This window comes from Acinetobacter nosocomialis NIPH 2119 (genome assembly GCF_000368085.1).
Lineage (GTDB): Bacteria > Pseudomonadota > Gammaproteobacteria > Pseudomonadales > Moraxellaceae > Acinetobacter > Acinetobacter nosocomialis.
The window spans coordinates 1,956,352-1,970,784 of record NZ_KB849239.1; the positions used below are offsets into that span (position 1 = coordinate 1,956,352).

The following is a 14,433-nucleotide window of genomic DNA, read 5'->3' on the forward strand; positions in this document are numbered from 1 at the left end:
TATTTTGAATTGAGTAAATCAAAAGCAAATGTTTTGAAAAATAAAAAGCCTACTGACATTGTTCACGCCAAAAACAGAATTTCGGGTACACTAACCGATTAAAATTGTTTATCTGTACGGAGTAAAAACCAAATGAGTGCTCAGTTATTTGTTGTAGCCACCCCAATCGGGCACTTAGATGATATGACTTTCCGTGCAATTGATATCTTAAAATCAGTTTCTGTTGTTGCTGCCGAAGATACACGCCAGTCAGCTCAATTATTCAAACACTATAATATATCTACCCCACTTACCGCATGCCACGACCATAATGAAAGCAACAAAATTGAGCAGTTAGTTCAAAAGCTACTTGCTGGTGAAAATATTGCTTTGATTAGTGATGCAGGCACACCACTTATTAGTGACCCAGGTTTCAAACTGGTTCGTGCTGCTCAAGAAAATGGTATTAGGGTTGTACCTGTACCAGGTGCATGTGCTGCAATTGCTGCGTTAAGTGCTGTGGGCTTACCAAGTGACCGTTTTAGTTTTGAAGGCTTTTTGCCATCAAAAGCTTCTCAACGTATTTCGCAACTCGAAAAGCTTAAAAATGAAACTCAGACCTTAATTTTCTATGAAGCACCACACCGTATTTTAGAATGCGTAAAAAATATGGCTGAAGTATTTGGTGAAAATCGTCCTGTCGGTTTCGCACGTGAAATTACCAAAACTTTTGAAACGATCAAAAAAATGACTTTAAAAGATCTGGTTAATTTTATTGAAAATGACCATAACCAAGAAAAAGGTGAAATTGTTCTTGTAGTTGGCGGTGCCCCAGAAAAAACAGATCTGGAACAAGAAAAACTAGATGAACTTTTAAAGCGCTTACTTCAAGATTTATCAGTAAAAGCAGCATCTCAACTTGCTGCCGATTTAACAGGTATTAAGAAAAAAGTCGCTTATCAACGTGCGCTTGAGTTAACCCAATCTTAAACTTATCTCAATATCTCTTTTGCTGACTGAACAATTGTTTCGGTCAGTACATCAAGTTGTTTCGACTGTCTTTTCCAGTGATGCCAATATAAAGGAATATCGAGTTGAGCCTCGGGCATAATATCAATAAGAGTCCCATTTTCGAGCAAGGGTTGAACCTGAAGCTCAGGCACCATTCCATAACCTAAACCTAGTTGAATTGCTTTAACGAAAGCATCTGTTGCCGGAATAAAACTATAAGGATAACTCTGCATCGGTAAACCGTAACCTTTTAATAAAACTTCCGAATGCATTAAATCTTTATGGTTAAAAATAACTGCCGGCGTTTTTCTTAAAACTTCTCGGTTAACTCCACCACGAAACCACCGATTTACAAAGTCAGCCGAGGCGAGCATTTTATAGCGCATTTTACCAAGAGGCTGAGCTAAGCAACCTGCCATCACTTGCTCTTCTGCCGTAATACATGCATTGACCTGCCCTGTTTCTAACAAGGTATGCGTATGAGATTGATCATCAATTTTTAGTTCTAATACTATTTTTTCTTTGAACAATGTTTGCTGAATAGTGGGTAAAAGCCAAGTTGCTAATGAGTCTGCATTTGAAGCCAACGCAATTTTATAAAATTGCGATTCGGATGATTTCCCCATTAAACCTTGTAATAAATTTTGCTCCATTAGCCTTGTATGACGCAAATGTTGCAGTAAGGTTTGCCCTGCTTGTGTAAGCACACATGGACGGCCACGTATTATTAAAATCTGCCCTAAATATTTTTCTAGTGCTTGTACACGTAGTGATACAGCAGACGGAGTGATACATAAATGCTCTCCTGCTGCATCAAAACTCCCGACTTCTGCAACCGCAAGAAAAGCTTCACACTGCTTACTATCTAACATATAGAAACCTAAATTATTTTTAGCCAAACCTAAATATTCTTAATTTTACTTATTTCTTTATAAAAAGACAGATAATTCCCGCATCTGATTTTTTTCTACTTAATGGTTATGCTTTCTCTGAGTGTATTTTTTAAAGGTTTAGGTATTGGTAGCGGCCTAATTGTAGCGATTGGTGCCCAAAACGCTTTTGTTCTAAAACAAGGGCTCAAACAGCAATATGTATTTTGGTTATGTTTAATCTGCGCACTGTCCGATTCGATTTTAATTGCTTGCGGTGTATTAGGTTTTGCCGAAATTATGACAGCATCACCCATCTTAATCACAGTCGCGAAATATTTAGGAGCAACGTTTTTATTTGTCTATGGTGCAAAAGCATTTTATGCTGCGTTTAAAACGAATCAAGGCATGGAACTTGATAGCAGCCAAAAGCAGACTTTAACCCAAGCACTTGTGACTTGTCTGGCATTTACTTGGCTCAATCCCCATGTCTATTTAGATACTATTGTGCTGATTGGTTCGGTTGCAACACAGCTAGAGGATAAAATTAGTTTTGCTTTAGGCAGCATACTTGCTTCTTGGATTTTCTTTTTCAGTTTGGGTTATGGTGCAAGATTCCTAAAACCTTTATTTATCAATCCCAAAGCTTGGAAAATTTTAGATTTTATTATTGGTTGCGTTATGTGGAGTATTGCAATATCAATTCTCATCTAATGCATTCAAAAACAAAAAAGTACCATGCTTAAATGGTACTTTTTTGTTTATACGATCAAAATTAAGCTTCTGAGCTCAACATTATCTTTGATTGTTTTCTTTCTTGTAATGACTGCTTAATCACAGCATAACCCGAAGAAATACCTAAATATGCGATCACAAAGGCTACTAATAAATCCGGAAATACAGTGCCTGTTCCAAATACGCCAACCGCCGCTAAAATTACAGCAATATTAGCAATAGAGTCATTTCGACTGCATAACCAGACAGAGCGCATATTCGCATCGCCATCGCGGAATGCATAAAGCATTAAAGCAACTGAAACGTTAGCAATTAAAGCAATTACCCCAATTGCCCCCATAACCATCGGTTCAGGTGAAACACCATGAAAAAATGACCATACCACTTTTGCAATGACGAAGAAACCAAAAGCGGCCATCGTAATACCCTTAACAAGAGCTGCGGTTGCGCGCCAATAAAGGCTCATCGAGAGTACAACTAAAGACAAAGCATAATTTGCTGCATCTCCTGCAAAATCTAATGCATCTGCCCATAATGAAACAGATTGAGCTTTGTAGCCACCTACAATTTCAACTACAAACATGAGTGCATTAATCACAAGTGCAATCCATAGCGCTTTTTTAAAGCGTGGGCTGACTTTCTTTGTAGGTGAACATGTTGAAGCACATCCACATCCGGCCATTTTATTTCCTCAAGAACTCTTTTATAGTCATTAAAAACCCTTGAGTAGCTCCAGAGTCAAGTCTTATGAGTCTTTCTATTGGCCAATTATCAAAAAAAGCAGATGTTCCAATCGACACTATTCGTTATTACGAAAAAGTAGGTGTACTCGACCATATTCAACGCTCAGAAAATAATTATCGTATTTACACAGATCAAACACTTGCGGACCTATTATTTATTAAACATTGTCGCGAATTAGATATTTCTCTAAGTGATATTAAAACATTAAAAGAAATGAAAGCTCAGCCAAAGCAGGCATGTACGGAAATTGATAATTTGGTGAATAAATATTTGATTGGAGTATCGCAAAAAATTGAACGACTTTTACTTTTAAAAGAAACACTCATCGATTTAAAACAACATTGCTCGACCGACCGTACAGTAGACGAATGCGGCATTTTAAAAGAGCTGCAAAACAACCTTTAACTCAACCTAAAAGCCAATAAAAAAGCATCACTCATGTGATGCTTTTTTATTATTAAAGGTCGCTATGTTCATCTGGCGGAACTTCAGTAATTCTCCCACCACGAGCTAAAAATGCAGCAACTTCATCTTCCAATGCTTGGCGCTGTTTTTGTTTCGCAGTTACGGTAAGCGTTTCTGCTTCAGCAAGATCAGCATCAGTTAAGTTGCCTGCTTCTTCGTCAGCCGCGCCACTCTCAGCCGCTTTGGCTTCATCTTCATCTACAGCAGAATCTTCTGCATCTTCATAATCATTGATATCTGTCATATTTACACTCCCCACAATGATTTGTATTGCATCATCGCTATGGTCTTTGAGACCTCAGAAATTTAGCAATCTCTTTGCATTTAGCAAAGAGCCAAATTGGTCAAATCCGTATCTTTTCTGACCGATTTGGTAATGATATATAAATGATTGTTTAAAAAATATCTACTGATATTTATTTAGACCAGTAGAGCATAAACTTCGTAATTATTTTAACGACTATACTGGGTGTTTTGTAAAGCCCCTAAACCATTTGCTTGTTGCATAAAACGCTCTTTTAAGAGTGAAATTTGTTCAACCTGCTTGAGTCCGGCATTTCTGGCCCAAATCAATGGAAATAGCTCAGAACTTTCCAACCAACCGATAGCCGACATACTATGCATCATCGCATCGTTTTGTCCTTTACGGCGGTGTTCATAACGCATTAAGGTTTGTTCATGCGCCCATACGCCACGGCCTAAATCATGCAATAGTGCATCACAGAGTACCGCTGCATCTAAACAACCAATATTCACCCCTTGTCCAGCAAGTGGATGAATCACATGAGCTGCATCACCGATTAGGGCTAGGCCAGCTTTAACGTATTGTTTTGCAGCGCGCGCTTTCAATGGAAATTGTGCTCTTGAACGAACATCTAACACTTCACCCAACATATGTTGGCTTTCTCGAGTTAAAAGCTGCATAAACTCGCTATCACTTAAAGCCGAATATTCATCAGCATAATCATCTGGCAGTGTCCAGACAATGGACTGCCAATAGCCGTTTTCACTTTTTTCAAGGCTCGCCATCGGCAAATATGCCAAAGGCCCTGTAGGTAAAAAGATTTGACGAGCAACATAGTGATGAGGCTTAGAAGTCTTAATTGCACAACTAATCGCTGCTTGCTTGTAATCTAGTACGTCTAGATCGATAAAGGCTTGTTCACGTACAAATGAATTGGCACCATCTGCGCCAATAAGCAGTTTAGTTTTAAGTGTTGTGCCATCTGCCAATTGAATATGCCAACACCCAACACCTTGCTCAATACGTGTCACACGGACTTGAGTACGATAATCTGTTAGCTGCTCAAGCATTTTTTGTTGAATAGCAACATTCAATACACTTGGCTCAACCATAGAGCCCAAAGCTTGCTCTGGCATTGGTCTTTGTACAGACTCATGGCCAAAATTAATTTCACCATAGCCATTTAAGTTCCACACTTGCATGCCGGTATAAGGCATTTGGCGTGCCAGATCATCCCAAACATTCACTGTTTTAAGTAAATGAATCGTCGCTTGGCTGAGCGCTAAAACACGCGGATTCATCACGCTCAATGTCTTTTCAACATCAAGTACAGGGGCAGCATCAAGCACGGTAGCCTGTACACCACCTTGTGCAAGTAATAAAGCAGTTAAGCCACCAACCAGTCCACCACCAACAATGACGACATCTAACACTTCACTCATGCTTTTAACCCCATTGCATAGTTCGCTACCAATGGCTTAACACCCGGAATGACATCAAATGCAATTAATCCCGTATTACGGATTAATTTTAATAATGGATTTTGGTTACTAAAGCCCCGAACGACCGTATCGCAGAACTTAATCACGCGCTGTTGGTCAGATAAACGTGCTTGTTCATAGGCAAGCAAATTATCTGGGTTACCAATATCATCAGATGTGCTTAACTGATTTACCAAATAACGAAGCAATACATCTGCATCACGCAGACATAAATTAAAACCTTGCCCTGCAACCGGATGGATTGTATGCGCTGCATTACCCATTAAAATAACGCGTCCAACAGCTTGTTTATGCGCAAGTACTTGTGAAAGCGGATAGCTAAAGCGTTTGCCTGTTTTTTCAAATTTACCCGCTCTATCACCATACGTTTTTTGCAAGGCATCTAAAAAGTGTTGGTCATTTTTTTCGCCTAACCACTCATCTTCAGTGCCCTTTTTAACAGGCCATACCACTGAGCGACGATATTCACCCGGTAATGGCAATAAAGCTAAAGGTCCTAATGCACTAAAACGCTCAAACCCTACCTGCTCATGCGGTTTTGAAGTCTGAACAGTCGTAACGATTGCAACCTGATCATAGTCGTGGACATCAACACCCACACCAATTGCTTGACGACAGAAAGAATCACGACCATCTGCTGCAATTAATAATTTTGACTCAAGCTTTAAGACTTCATCACCACGCTGAGCTTCGATGTGTACCTGTTCAGCGTCTTGAGTTAAAGCGGTTACTTGTACGCCATCAATCAGTTCAATCAAAGGTTGTTGGCGTACTTGTGTTAACAAAACTCGACCAAGCCACGCATTCTCAATGACTTGTCCAAAGCTTTCGACTTTTTCTTGTTCTGCAACTAAACGTGCTTTACCAAAACTGCCTTGCTCAGTAATGTGAACTTGCAAAATTGGAGTGGCATGCTGTTGTAAGGCATCCCATAACCCTAACTTCTGGTAAATCTGTACGCTACGACGCGATAAAGCCGTATTACGTGCATCAAAACTGGAATGATAAGGGGCAACATTTTGATCATCATAGTTTGGGTATTTCACAGCTTCTAATAGCTTTACCGTGATATTAGCCTTCGCCAGCATGAGGGAAAGGCTTAAACCCACCATACCCCCACCTACAATAATCACTTGTTGTTGCATCGAGTTTTGCTCCTTTGGCGAATACGTTTAATTATGCTTTAGCTTGCGCCATTAAATGTTCAATATCTGCAATATCTTTAACCACGTCGGCCGTTAATACTCGTGGGCCTTTTGACGTTGCGACTACATCATCTTCAATACGAATACCAATACCACGCCATTTTTTATCTACTGTTTCATCGTCGGGCGCAATATATAAACCTGGCTCAACAGTAACGACCATACCCTCTTCATATTGGCGCCAGTCGTCATCTTTTTTATAAGAACCAACATCATGTACATCCATACCTAACCAATGGCCTGTACCATGCATATAAAATTGACGATATGCCTCGGTTTCAATCAGTTCACTCACATCACCTTTGAGCAAACCTAAATCAACTAAGCCTTCCGTTAAAATTTTGACCGCAACCTCATGAGGCTCACGGTACGAATTACCAATACGTACTGCATCAATCGCCGCATATTGAGAGGCCAATACCACCTCATATAATGCTTTTTGTTCAGCACTAAATTTTCCATTTACAGGAAAGGTACGGGTAATATCCGATGCATAGAATTCATATTCACATGCAGCATCAATTAAAACTAAATCACCATCTTTGAGTGGTTGGTTATTTTCAACATAGTGCAAAATACAGGCATTAGCCCCGCCACCAACAATACTGTTATATGAAGGCACACAGCCGTTTTGCCCAAATATATAATTGAGTTCGGCTTCTAGTGCATATTCCATCATGCCAGGGCGAACAGTTTGCATCGCGCGGGTATGTGCTTTAGCACTAATTTTTGAGGCAATTTGCATCAACTCAATTTCTTGCGGTGATTTAATTAACCGCATTTCATCAATAATGCGATCAAGTTGAACTAACTGGGCTGGAGCGGCTTCATGACGATGCTCGGCATTCGCTTTTTTGATCCATTGGCTTACTCTGGCATCAAATGCAGCATTGTGTCCGATTCGATAATAAAGTCGCTCTTTATTTAATAATTTTTCAATAATTTCTTCATCAAGCAGATCAATTGCATAAGCTTCATCTGCTTCGTACTCTTCAATTGCACCATCAATTCCCGCACGATAACCATTCCAGATTTCCATCTCGCGATTACGTTCACGGCAAAAGAGACTATAGCTATAGTCTGTAACGTCATCAAAGGTTTCAATGACAGCAACTGCCTCAGGCTCTGCAAAACCCGTCAAATAGAAAAAACTACTATCGGCACGGAATTTATAATCCGCATCACGATTACGGTACATTTCCTCACGCGTCGCAATAATCGCAATGCTGTTTGGGCCCATTTTTTCTGCTAGACGGTTTCTGCGATGTTGAAAATCAGCTTGAGGCAATTTCATAATGATCTACTTGATTTAGAATTTTAAAGTCAAAAAATTAAACACAGCCAATAACACATCGCCTCAATTAACTTGGGCGATGTGGTGTAAACATTTCTACAATATTTTGATCTAGAGTGCCTACAGTAGAAGTTTTACTTTTTGCATAAAAGTTTTTCAACAATGAACTTTCAGCCACTGTTACTTTCTTTCTACCAATAGATAAGCTCACTGGAATAAGGCGTACAAACTCATACAATTCTTCGTAACTGCTTTCGCCTTCTTCGTCGTTATCAGAGTCTTCAAACTCTACTGCTGCCACATCTTGCAAATGTTCAATTAATTCGCGCTCATCAGCACGAACATGGCCTGATGCCAAACCAAAGCCAAGAACAACACCAGCACACCAGTCTGATAATGCTTGCACACGATCTTGAAGCGTATGTTCATCATCTGGAAGCATTGGCAAATAATCCAATTCATCTTCCGACAACGCATGTGCTACATCTTCTGTTTCATCGGTTAAAAGCGCTAAAGCTTCTTCATTTAAATCAGGAACATTAAGAGTTGTTAAAATTTGTGTCCATTCTTCACGCGTAGGCGCTTCTGTCACACAAACAATACCTGTTAGTAAACCATGTAACTCACTAGGGCTTGAAATTTCTTCAATTCCTTCAAAATGAGCGTTCCATTCTGTCCAGCCTGAAATATCGTCTTGCATTCGTTTATCCAATCTCTATACTTCGTATATATTACCTTTGATTGCAATTCTGTGCGACCTCGTTATGTTAGAACAATTACAGCGGCTACAAGCGCATATTGGCGTTTTAAAAACACGCTTACATCATCTAGAGAGTGAAAATTCTACTCTCTTGGAAGCTAAAGAACTGGCTGAAACAGAGCACCACGCACAAGTTGTGCAAAAAAATAGCATCATCACTAAAAAACAAGAGGAAATTGAGACACTAACTGAGCAACTCACTCAGCTACAAGGTCAATTTCAACAATTGAATCAAGATGCTAACACACTTGCCGAGCGTTACAGCCGCCTGGAAAAAAGTACGACCGATTTAAAAAATCGTTTTCAAGAAATTTTGGCTGAGCGTAATGAGTTACGCGTTACCAAAGAAAAACTTCAGTCACACCAACGTCAAACTCAACAAGAGTTACACGACTTGCAGCAAGACCGTGACCGTTTGTTACAAAAAAATGAACTTGCCAAAGCAAAGGTTGAAGCAATTATTCAACGTTTAGCAATTTTAGGTACAGCCCAAGATCAACACGCGCAAGAAATTCAGCAACTTGCTCACCCAAATGCTGAAGCTGGTGAGGAGACCCAATCATGAGTGAACAAGTCATGGTAGAGCTTCGTCTGATTGAGCAAACATTTAGACTTGCAACAACATCAGATAAAAAAGATGAGCTTGAACGTGCAGCTGAACTTCTTAACGAGAGATTCAACGATATGCGCCGTAGTGCCCCTCGTGTTGAGCACAATAAGCTTGTTATTATGGTTGCCCTACAGCTTACCCAAGAAGTGTTAAGTTTAAATAAATCTTTGCAAGAATATACACACTGTGAACGCCTATTACAGGCTATTTTGGAAGATGTTGAACAAACTGTTTAATCGACTTGTATCAATAAAAATGCCTTGCCCTATTCATTTATAGTGCAGGGCATTTTTGTATTGAGCCTATCTTATGTACCACATGATTGTTATATGTACCTTTAGTGTACAAAGCTTCATCAAATGAAGCCTAACTTTACAGTTCAATAAACTCAGATGATTGCCAACGGAACCAGATCGGTTATACTTAAGCTATCTCTGGGATGTTCGCCAGCGGGTCTATTCCCCTGCCGATACTTAAACTTATGGATTGCGTTCTGTATATTTAGAGTGTATGCCTACCTTCGAGTAGGAAACCCAGCAAGTATACGTCGCGTCCACCTTGAACTCGTCGGGTTCAGGGTAACGACACATGCAGCGGCATCTTCGGAGCATTAATTTTATTATATAATTATAATTTAAAGACAGACCTGTCAGTCTATTTTTAGTATTTTGTCTTTCTAGCTTATTAGCTAAACTTAAAAGTTAAATATATTCCTGTTGCTACTTATTGCTCATTTCGATGTAAGCATTCTTGATACCACCCTGTCTGAAAATCTTCGATGGCTTTACGTTTAAAGAAGCTTGTTTTGAATACCTTAGCAGCATAAGCTGAGTTGATTAAGTCTTGATAAAGCTGCTTTGCTTTTTCTTCTGTAAGGCCATCAGCAATTTGTTGTAAATCTTGTGCAGGTACTTTTTTTTGCCTTGCTTCCATTACGTTATAAGCGACTTTTTTTACGATATTACAAATATCAGGATCATTTATATTATCGTTAGCATAACAACCTGTGGCAATAAAACTGAGTAATAATATTTTAAATTTCATATCTCTACCTTGCATTAATTATTAAATTTCACTTAGTTAAAAAACGATTTCCCTTCGTAATTCTGCATGTTTGCTAGCAAGATAGAGGCAAGTGTTAAATAGCTACCGACCGTATTAAAACTCTGCAAAAATTTTAATATTTGCATCTTAAGTCCAGCGAAAAATTTAAATAAGGAGCAGAAAGAAATTTAGCACAACTAAATAATGCCAATCAATTCACAATTATTAATTTTTACGTGATAAACAACAAACTTTAGTTATCACATTTTATTCCTAAACTTCCCTTATAGTAATCTGTTGCGCTTTTCAGATCTGATAGTAATTTTTCTTCGGTATAAGGCTTAGGCGAAATTTTTATTAATGCAGGCATGTATTGCTTTTTGTAGAGATCAGGATAATCATGGCACAAAATTTTAACTTTAACTTCTTGCGGTGTCTTTGGACTATCTAATTGATCTAAAAACTCGCCAATTTTTCGATCAGACTCTTCGAATTGAGTCTTGTAATCAACTTGAGGAGCCTCAGATTCTGCCTGTTTCGTGCACGCACTGAGCAAAGCAGCACATAGCATCATCAATAAAATTTTTAACTTCATAGACTTTAAAGTTTCATATTCATCTTTAAATATACTTATCCTGATTAAATGTAAATAAATACTGTAAATACGTAAAAAAACTAAAAAATATTATATAGAGGCTTTTTAGGAACACAGTTATTTTTATTTTCGATTCAACTAGACTGTTTTTATAACGTTTAAAGTTCGGTTAAGCTAAAGAAAAATGGGTATAATTTTGCACGAATCATCTCAAATCTTTGTTAGATTTATCCATGAATGAACTCAGCGTTATTAGAAAAAATTTAAGATCTAAAAGACGTTCTTTAACCCAATTTGAGCAAAAAAAGGCTCAGCTTAATGTTTTACACTACCTAAATTACCTTCCTATTTTTCATTCATCCAAAAAAATTGGTTTATATCTGCACGCTTTCGGTGAAATTCATACTGATCTTCTTATCAAATTCTGTTTTAAAAAGAATAAACAAGTTTATTTACCAATGATTTGCTCGATGAATCAACGTTTAGTGTGGATAAAGATAAATAAAAACCAGTATTTAAGTCGTCGCTTTTCTCACCATCCTTTAGGTATGAAGGAACCTATGGCAACGCGAGGAAGAAATGTGTCACAGCTTGATTTGCTACTTATGCCGCTTTTAGCTTGTGATCACTACGGAACACGTATTGGTATGGGTGGTGGTTATTATGATCGTACATTAGCAAGTGCAAAGCATAAACCTTATCGTTTAGGATTGGCTCATCAATTTCAATTTATTGAACATACTTTAGAACGTCAAAGCTGGGATCAACCATTAGATGCTTTACTCACGCCACAGCACTTTTATAATTTTAAGAGATGATTTTTATATAAAAATTTAAATATATTCTTTTGTTTTTTTAGCCTCTTAAAACGAAAAAGTAACCACCTTATGGATGGTTACTCTTACGTGACAGGCTGTTACCAACTTATATTAACACGTCTGTTTGGTGCTAAACATTGAATAAGTTGTGAATTATATCCACCCGAACATTGCTGATATATTTCAGTCTGACTATTCGCATGGATTTGAATACGATTCGGATCTACCCCTTGTTTGACAAGTAGTTTTGCCACCGTATTCGCTCGTTTAGATGATAACTCTTGGTTATAACTAAATTTACCTAATGGATCTGCAAATCCAGAAACAATAATAGGTGCTGTTGATGGGCTTTGCTTAATTTGATCGACAACATTGTCTATATTGTTTAAACCTTGCTGAATTGCACTTGCATCAGAGCGATCAAAAGCAAATAAAACGCTCGCTGTACGTCCATTAACCGCAGTACTATTTGCAGGAGGCTGATTATTTTCGCCCCAAGCCATCAACCCTTCACATGCTTCACCTTTCCAAGATAAACGTTCAGCCAAATATTTTTTATTAAAATCAATGCGTAACTGACAACGTTGGTATTGATTACTATTTGGTACACGTATATCTAGTACATAGTTCCAGACTTTTACTGCAAAAAGTCCTTCACTAAATTGTGGATTGCCTAGTAAAGCTCGAATTTGGTCTTTATTTAGCCCTAAATCCAAGCGCGCAACGTCATCGTACTCATAACGCTTAACTTGCTTAAGATAGCTATCTGATACTTTAGGAAATGTGACATTTTTTTGAGATACTGCTTCTTCTTGTGCATAACTAACCATTGCTAGGCCAGAAAGAACAGCAATAAATAACGCTTTAACTGTATTTTTCATATTTTTACTCTCGAAATGGAGAATGAGGAAGGACTATGCCTTCCTCGCCTAGCGAAATTAGTCAATTACACCACTAATACCGATACGAACACTTGGATCACCTTGAGAAGCTGCAGCTACACCACCAGTCAGTGACCAACGTCCATTATCAGCAGTTTTACGTAAGGTCACACCAACAGCATTTTCACCACCGTGATAAGCAGCACCAACAGCATAGGTATATTTACCAGCTACAAATGGTGCATTTTCTAATGCCATCGCAGCAGCAATACCAGCATTCGCTCTTTTCTCGACATCATCAATACGTTGATTTGTCGCATAGAATGCTTGCTCAAGCTTGTTACTTACATTATCAATTTTGGTATTTAATGTTTGGTCAGCTTGATTCAATGCACCTATCGCATCACCAACATTGTTGTAAGATTTATCACCTACGTTATATGTCGGATTTGAGAAGCTTTGGGTAATATTGTCATAACCTGCTCCACCACCTAAGTAGTTTACAAGTGCCTGATTTGTTGTATTAAGCTGAGAACCATTTACTGCATCTTTTGAAGTCGCTGTAACCGCTCCCGCTTTAACACCAGTCACCGTACGGTCACCTGCTGTTCCTGCAACATTAACCTGGGTGCCGCCAGTATCTTTACCAACAGTAATCGCAGCATCTTTATTAGCTTGCTGAACTAAACCTGATTTACCATTGTTAATATTGCTGATGTCAGTCTGAAGGTTCGAGATATCACCTGTATTTTTGTCGACCTGTTGTTGAACATTCCACAACTGGCCTCCATTAACAGCATCTTTAGAACCTTCTGCTATAGTACCGTTTGCTACATTTTTAATGGTTGTACCATTAGCACCGCCAGCTAAAGTAATAGAGTCTTTGTTAACTGATCCATCACTATTTTTATCGTACTGCACAGCACTATTAGCAAGAGCACCAACATTATTGTTTATGCTACTTATTGCGCTATCCAGTTGTCCTTTGTTTACCGCATCTGTAGAAGAAACACCTGCGGCTACATTACTTATCGTTTTATTACCAGCACTAATTCCAGAAGTAGTGATACTCGGACCGCCAGCAATGATTAGACCTGTTGTTCCTAACTGAACGTTATCACCAACTTTTACGCCAGTCGTATCGATAACTGTAGTACCAGTCGTGACACTATCAACTTTCAAATTTTTGTTTAGCGCAACTTTAATATTGCCTTCATTGTCCGTTTGACTAGTCTGAGCAACAGTTAAGTTATCATCACCCGTAAAATTCACTTTACCATTTGGTTTGATGTTTTTAGCAGTAGCTGCATCACCATTGGCTGAAACTGTCCAGCCTGCATTCGCTGCTGTACCTGCATCAGTGACTGCTTTATCAAGTGCTGTTAAAGCATCACCAACATTGTTTGCACTTGTACCTGCAACATTATAAGTCGGGTTAGAAATTGAACCATCTGTATTAGCTTTAGCACCACCACCAAAGATACTTGCAGTTGTATTTGTAACCTGTGTTACACGATTATCTACATGATCAAGCTGGCCTTTGTTTACTGCATCGGTTGCATTGGTTCCAGCTGCAACATTAGTAATCTTCTGGTTACCCGCATCAATACCTGCAGTCGTTACACTTGGGCCACCTGCAATGGTTAAACCATTGCTATCCAGCTTGCTGTCACCTGC

At 38.6% G+C, this 14,433-nt stretch carries 18 protein-coding genes and 1 other RNA gene; 7 read left to right on the plus strand and 12 right to left on the minus strand.

The genetic code is table 11. From position 1 onward, the window contains the following. The first annotated feature begins 132 nt into the window (after nt 1–132). Nucleotides 133–969 (plus strand): 16S rRNA (cytidine(1402)-2'-O)-methyltransferase, encoded by an 837-nt coding sequence (gene rsmI / locus F984_RS13140; protein WP_002049542.1) that lies wholly within the window; start codon nt 133–135, stop codon nt 967–969. 2 nt (nt 970–971) lie between these two features. Here the strand turns inward: rsmI and F984_RS13145 are convergent, their stop codons facing one another. Further along, nucleotides 972–1,862 carry a LysR family transcriptional regulator ArgP gene (locus tag F984_RS13145; RefSeq protein ID WP_004709992.1) on the minus strand — a complete coding sequence of 297 codons (891 nt, stop codon included), beginning with the start codon at nt 1,860–1,862 and terminating at the stop codon, nt 972–974. Nucleotides 1,863–1,970: 108 nt separating this feature from the next. Between F984_RS13145 and F984_RS13150 the strand changes: the two genes are divergently transcribed. Then, nucleotides 1,971–2,573: a LysE/ArgO family amino acid transporter gene (locus tag F984_RS13150; RefSeq protein WP_004709994.1), complete on the plus strand. Its 603-nt coding sequence runs from the start codon at nt 1,971–1,973 to the stop codon at nt 2,571–2,573. Nucleotides 2,574–2,634: 61 nt separating this feature from the next. On the opposite strand, the gene F984_RS13155 is transcribed toward F984_RS13150, so the two are convergent. Next, nucleotides 2,635–3,276 (minus strand): cation efflux transmembrane domain-containing protein, encoded by a 642-nt coding sequence (locus F984_RS13155; protein ID WP_004709997.1) that lies wholly within the window; start codon nt 3,274–3,276, stop codon nt 2,635–2,637. 65 nt (nt 3,277–3,341) lie between these two features. On the opposite strand from F984_RS13155, the gene F984_RS13160 reads away from it, so the two are divergent. After that, nucleotides 3,342–3,743: a MerR family transcriptional regulator gene (locus F984_RS13160; protein ID WP_004709998.1), complete on the plus strand. Its 402-nt coding sequence runs from the start codon at nt 3,342–3,344 to the stop codon at nt 3,741–3,743. Nucleotides 3,744–3,795: 52 nt separating this feature from the next. Here F984_RS13160 and F984_RS13165 read toward each other — a convergent pair whose 3' ends face one another. From F984_RS13165 to F984_RS13185, 5 genes are all read right to left on the minus strand, one after another. After that, nucleotides 3,796–4,047 carry a hypothetical protein gene (locus tag F984_RS13165; RefSeq protein WP_002049530.1) on the minus strand — a complete coding sequence of 84 codons (252 nt, stop codon included), beginning with the start codon at nt 4,045–4,047 and terminating at the stop codon, nt 3,796–3,798. A 209-nt stretch (nt 4,048–4,256) separates the two neighbouring features. Continuing rightward, nucleotides 4,257–5,489 (minus strand): FAD-dependent monooxygenase, encoded by a 1,233-nt coding sequence (locus F984_RS13170; RefSeq protein ID WP_004710001.1) that lies wholly within the window; start codon nt 5,487–5,489, stop codon nt 4,257–4,259. After that, nucleotides 5,486–6,694, minus strand: a complete 1,209-nt coding sequence (gene ubiH / locus F984_RS13175; protein ID WP_004710003.1) for a 2-octaprenyl-6-methoxyphenyl hydroxylase — start codon at nt 6,692–6,694, stop codon at nt 5,486–5,488. Before ubiH ends, F984_RS13170 begins: the two co-directional genes overlap by 4 nt. A gap of 31 nt (nt 6,695–6,725) precedes the next feature. Beyond that, nucleotides 6,726–8,048, minus strand: a complete 1,323-nt coding sequence (gene pepP / locus F984_RS13180) for a Xaa-Pro aminopeptidase (protein ID WP_004710005.1) — start codon at nt 8,046–8,048, stop codon at nt 6,726–6,728. A 67-nt stretch (nt 8,049–8,115) separates the two neighbouring features. Then, a complete protein-coding gene (locus tag F984_RS13185) occupies nt 8,116–8,748 on the minus strand; it encodes a UPF0149 family protein (protein ID WP_002049531.1) in 633 nt (210 codons plus the stop codon). A 64-nt stretch (nt 8,749–8,812) separates the two neighbouring features. Here F984_RS13185 and F984_RS13190 point away from each other — a divergent pair, with 64 nt between their 5' ends. From F984_RS13190 to ssrS, 3 genes are all read left to right on the plus strand, one after another. Beyond that, nucleotides 8,813–9,373 carry a hypothetical protein gene (locus tag F984_RS13190; protein WP_004710008.1) on the plus strand — a complete coding sequence of 187 codons (561 nt, stop codon included), beginning with the start codon at nt 8,813–8,815 and terminating at the stop codon, nt 9,371–9,373. After that, the gene (locus F984_RS13195) at nt 9,370–9,654 is read left to right on the plus strand and encodes a cell division protein ZapA (RefSeq protein WP_002049540.1); all 285 of its coding nucleotides are present in this window, start codon (nt 9,370–9,372) and stop codon (nt 9,652–9,654) included. The genes F984_RS13190 and F984_RS13195 overlap by 4 nt, the downstream gene beginning before the upstream one ends. Before the next feature lie 192 nt (nt 9,655–9,846). Next, nucleotides 9,847–10,031: non-coding RNA, 6S RNA (gene ssrS / locus F984_RS22500), on the plus strand. 110 nt (nt 10,032–10,141) lie between these two features. On the opposite strand, the gene F984_RS13200 is transcribed toward ssrS, so the two are convergent. From F984_RS13200 to F984_RS13205, 3 genes are all read right to left on the minus strand, one after another. Next, the gene (locus F984_RS13200; protein WP_004710010.1) at nt 10,142–10,462 is read right to left on the minus strand and encodes a hypothetical protein; all 321 of its coding nucleotides are present in this window, start codon (nt 10,460–10,462) and stop codon (nt 10,142–10,144) included. Between the two features lie 32 nt (nt 10,463–10,494). Further along, entirely contained in the window at nt 10,495–10,608 is a 114-nt protein-coding gene (locus F984_RS23045; RefSeq protein ID WP_099143572.1) for a hypothetical protein, read from the minus strand. 107 nt (nt 10,609–10,715) lie between these two features. Next, nucleotides 10,716–11,057 carry a hypothetical protein gene (locus F984_RS13205; RefSeq protein WP_004710011.1) on the minus strand — a complete coding sequence of 114 codons (342 nt, stop codon included), beginning with the start codon at nt 11,055–11,057 and terminating at the stop codon, nt 10,716–10,718. Between the two features lie 233 nt (nt 11,058–11,290). On the opposite strand from F984_RS13205, the gene F984_RS13210 reads away from it, so the two are divergent. Continuing rightward, the gene (locus F984_RS13210; RefSeq protein WP_004710012.1) at nt 11,291–11,875 is read left to right on the plus strand and encodes a 5-formyltetrahydrofolate cyclo-ligase; all 585 of its coding nucleotides are present in this window, start codon (nt 11,291–11,293) and stop codon (nt 11,873–11,875) included. 98 nt (nt 11,876–11,973) lie between these two features. On the opposite strand, the gene tpgA is transcribed toward F984_RS13210, so the two are convergent. Together tpgA and F984_RS13220 are read right to left on the minus strand one after the other, a co-directional pair. After that, nucleotides 11,974–12,756: a trimeric autotransporter adhesin/peptidogylcan-associated protein TpgA gene (tpgA, locus tag F984_RS13215; protein WP_004710016.1), complete on the minus strand. Its 783-nt coding sequence runs from the start codon at nt 12,754–12,756 to the stop codon at nt 11,974–11,976. A gap of 57 nt (nt 12,757–12,813) precedes the next feature. After that, nucleotides 12,814–14,433 (minus strand): YadA-like family protein (locus F984_RS13220; protein WP_004710017.1); only part of this gene is annotated, 1,620 nt, incomplete at its 5' end.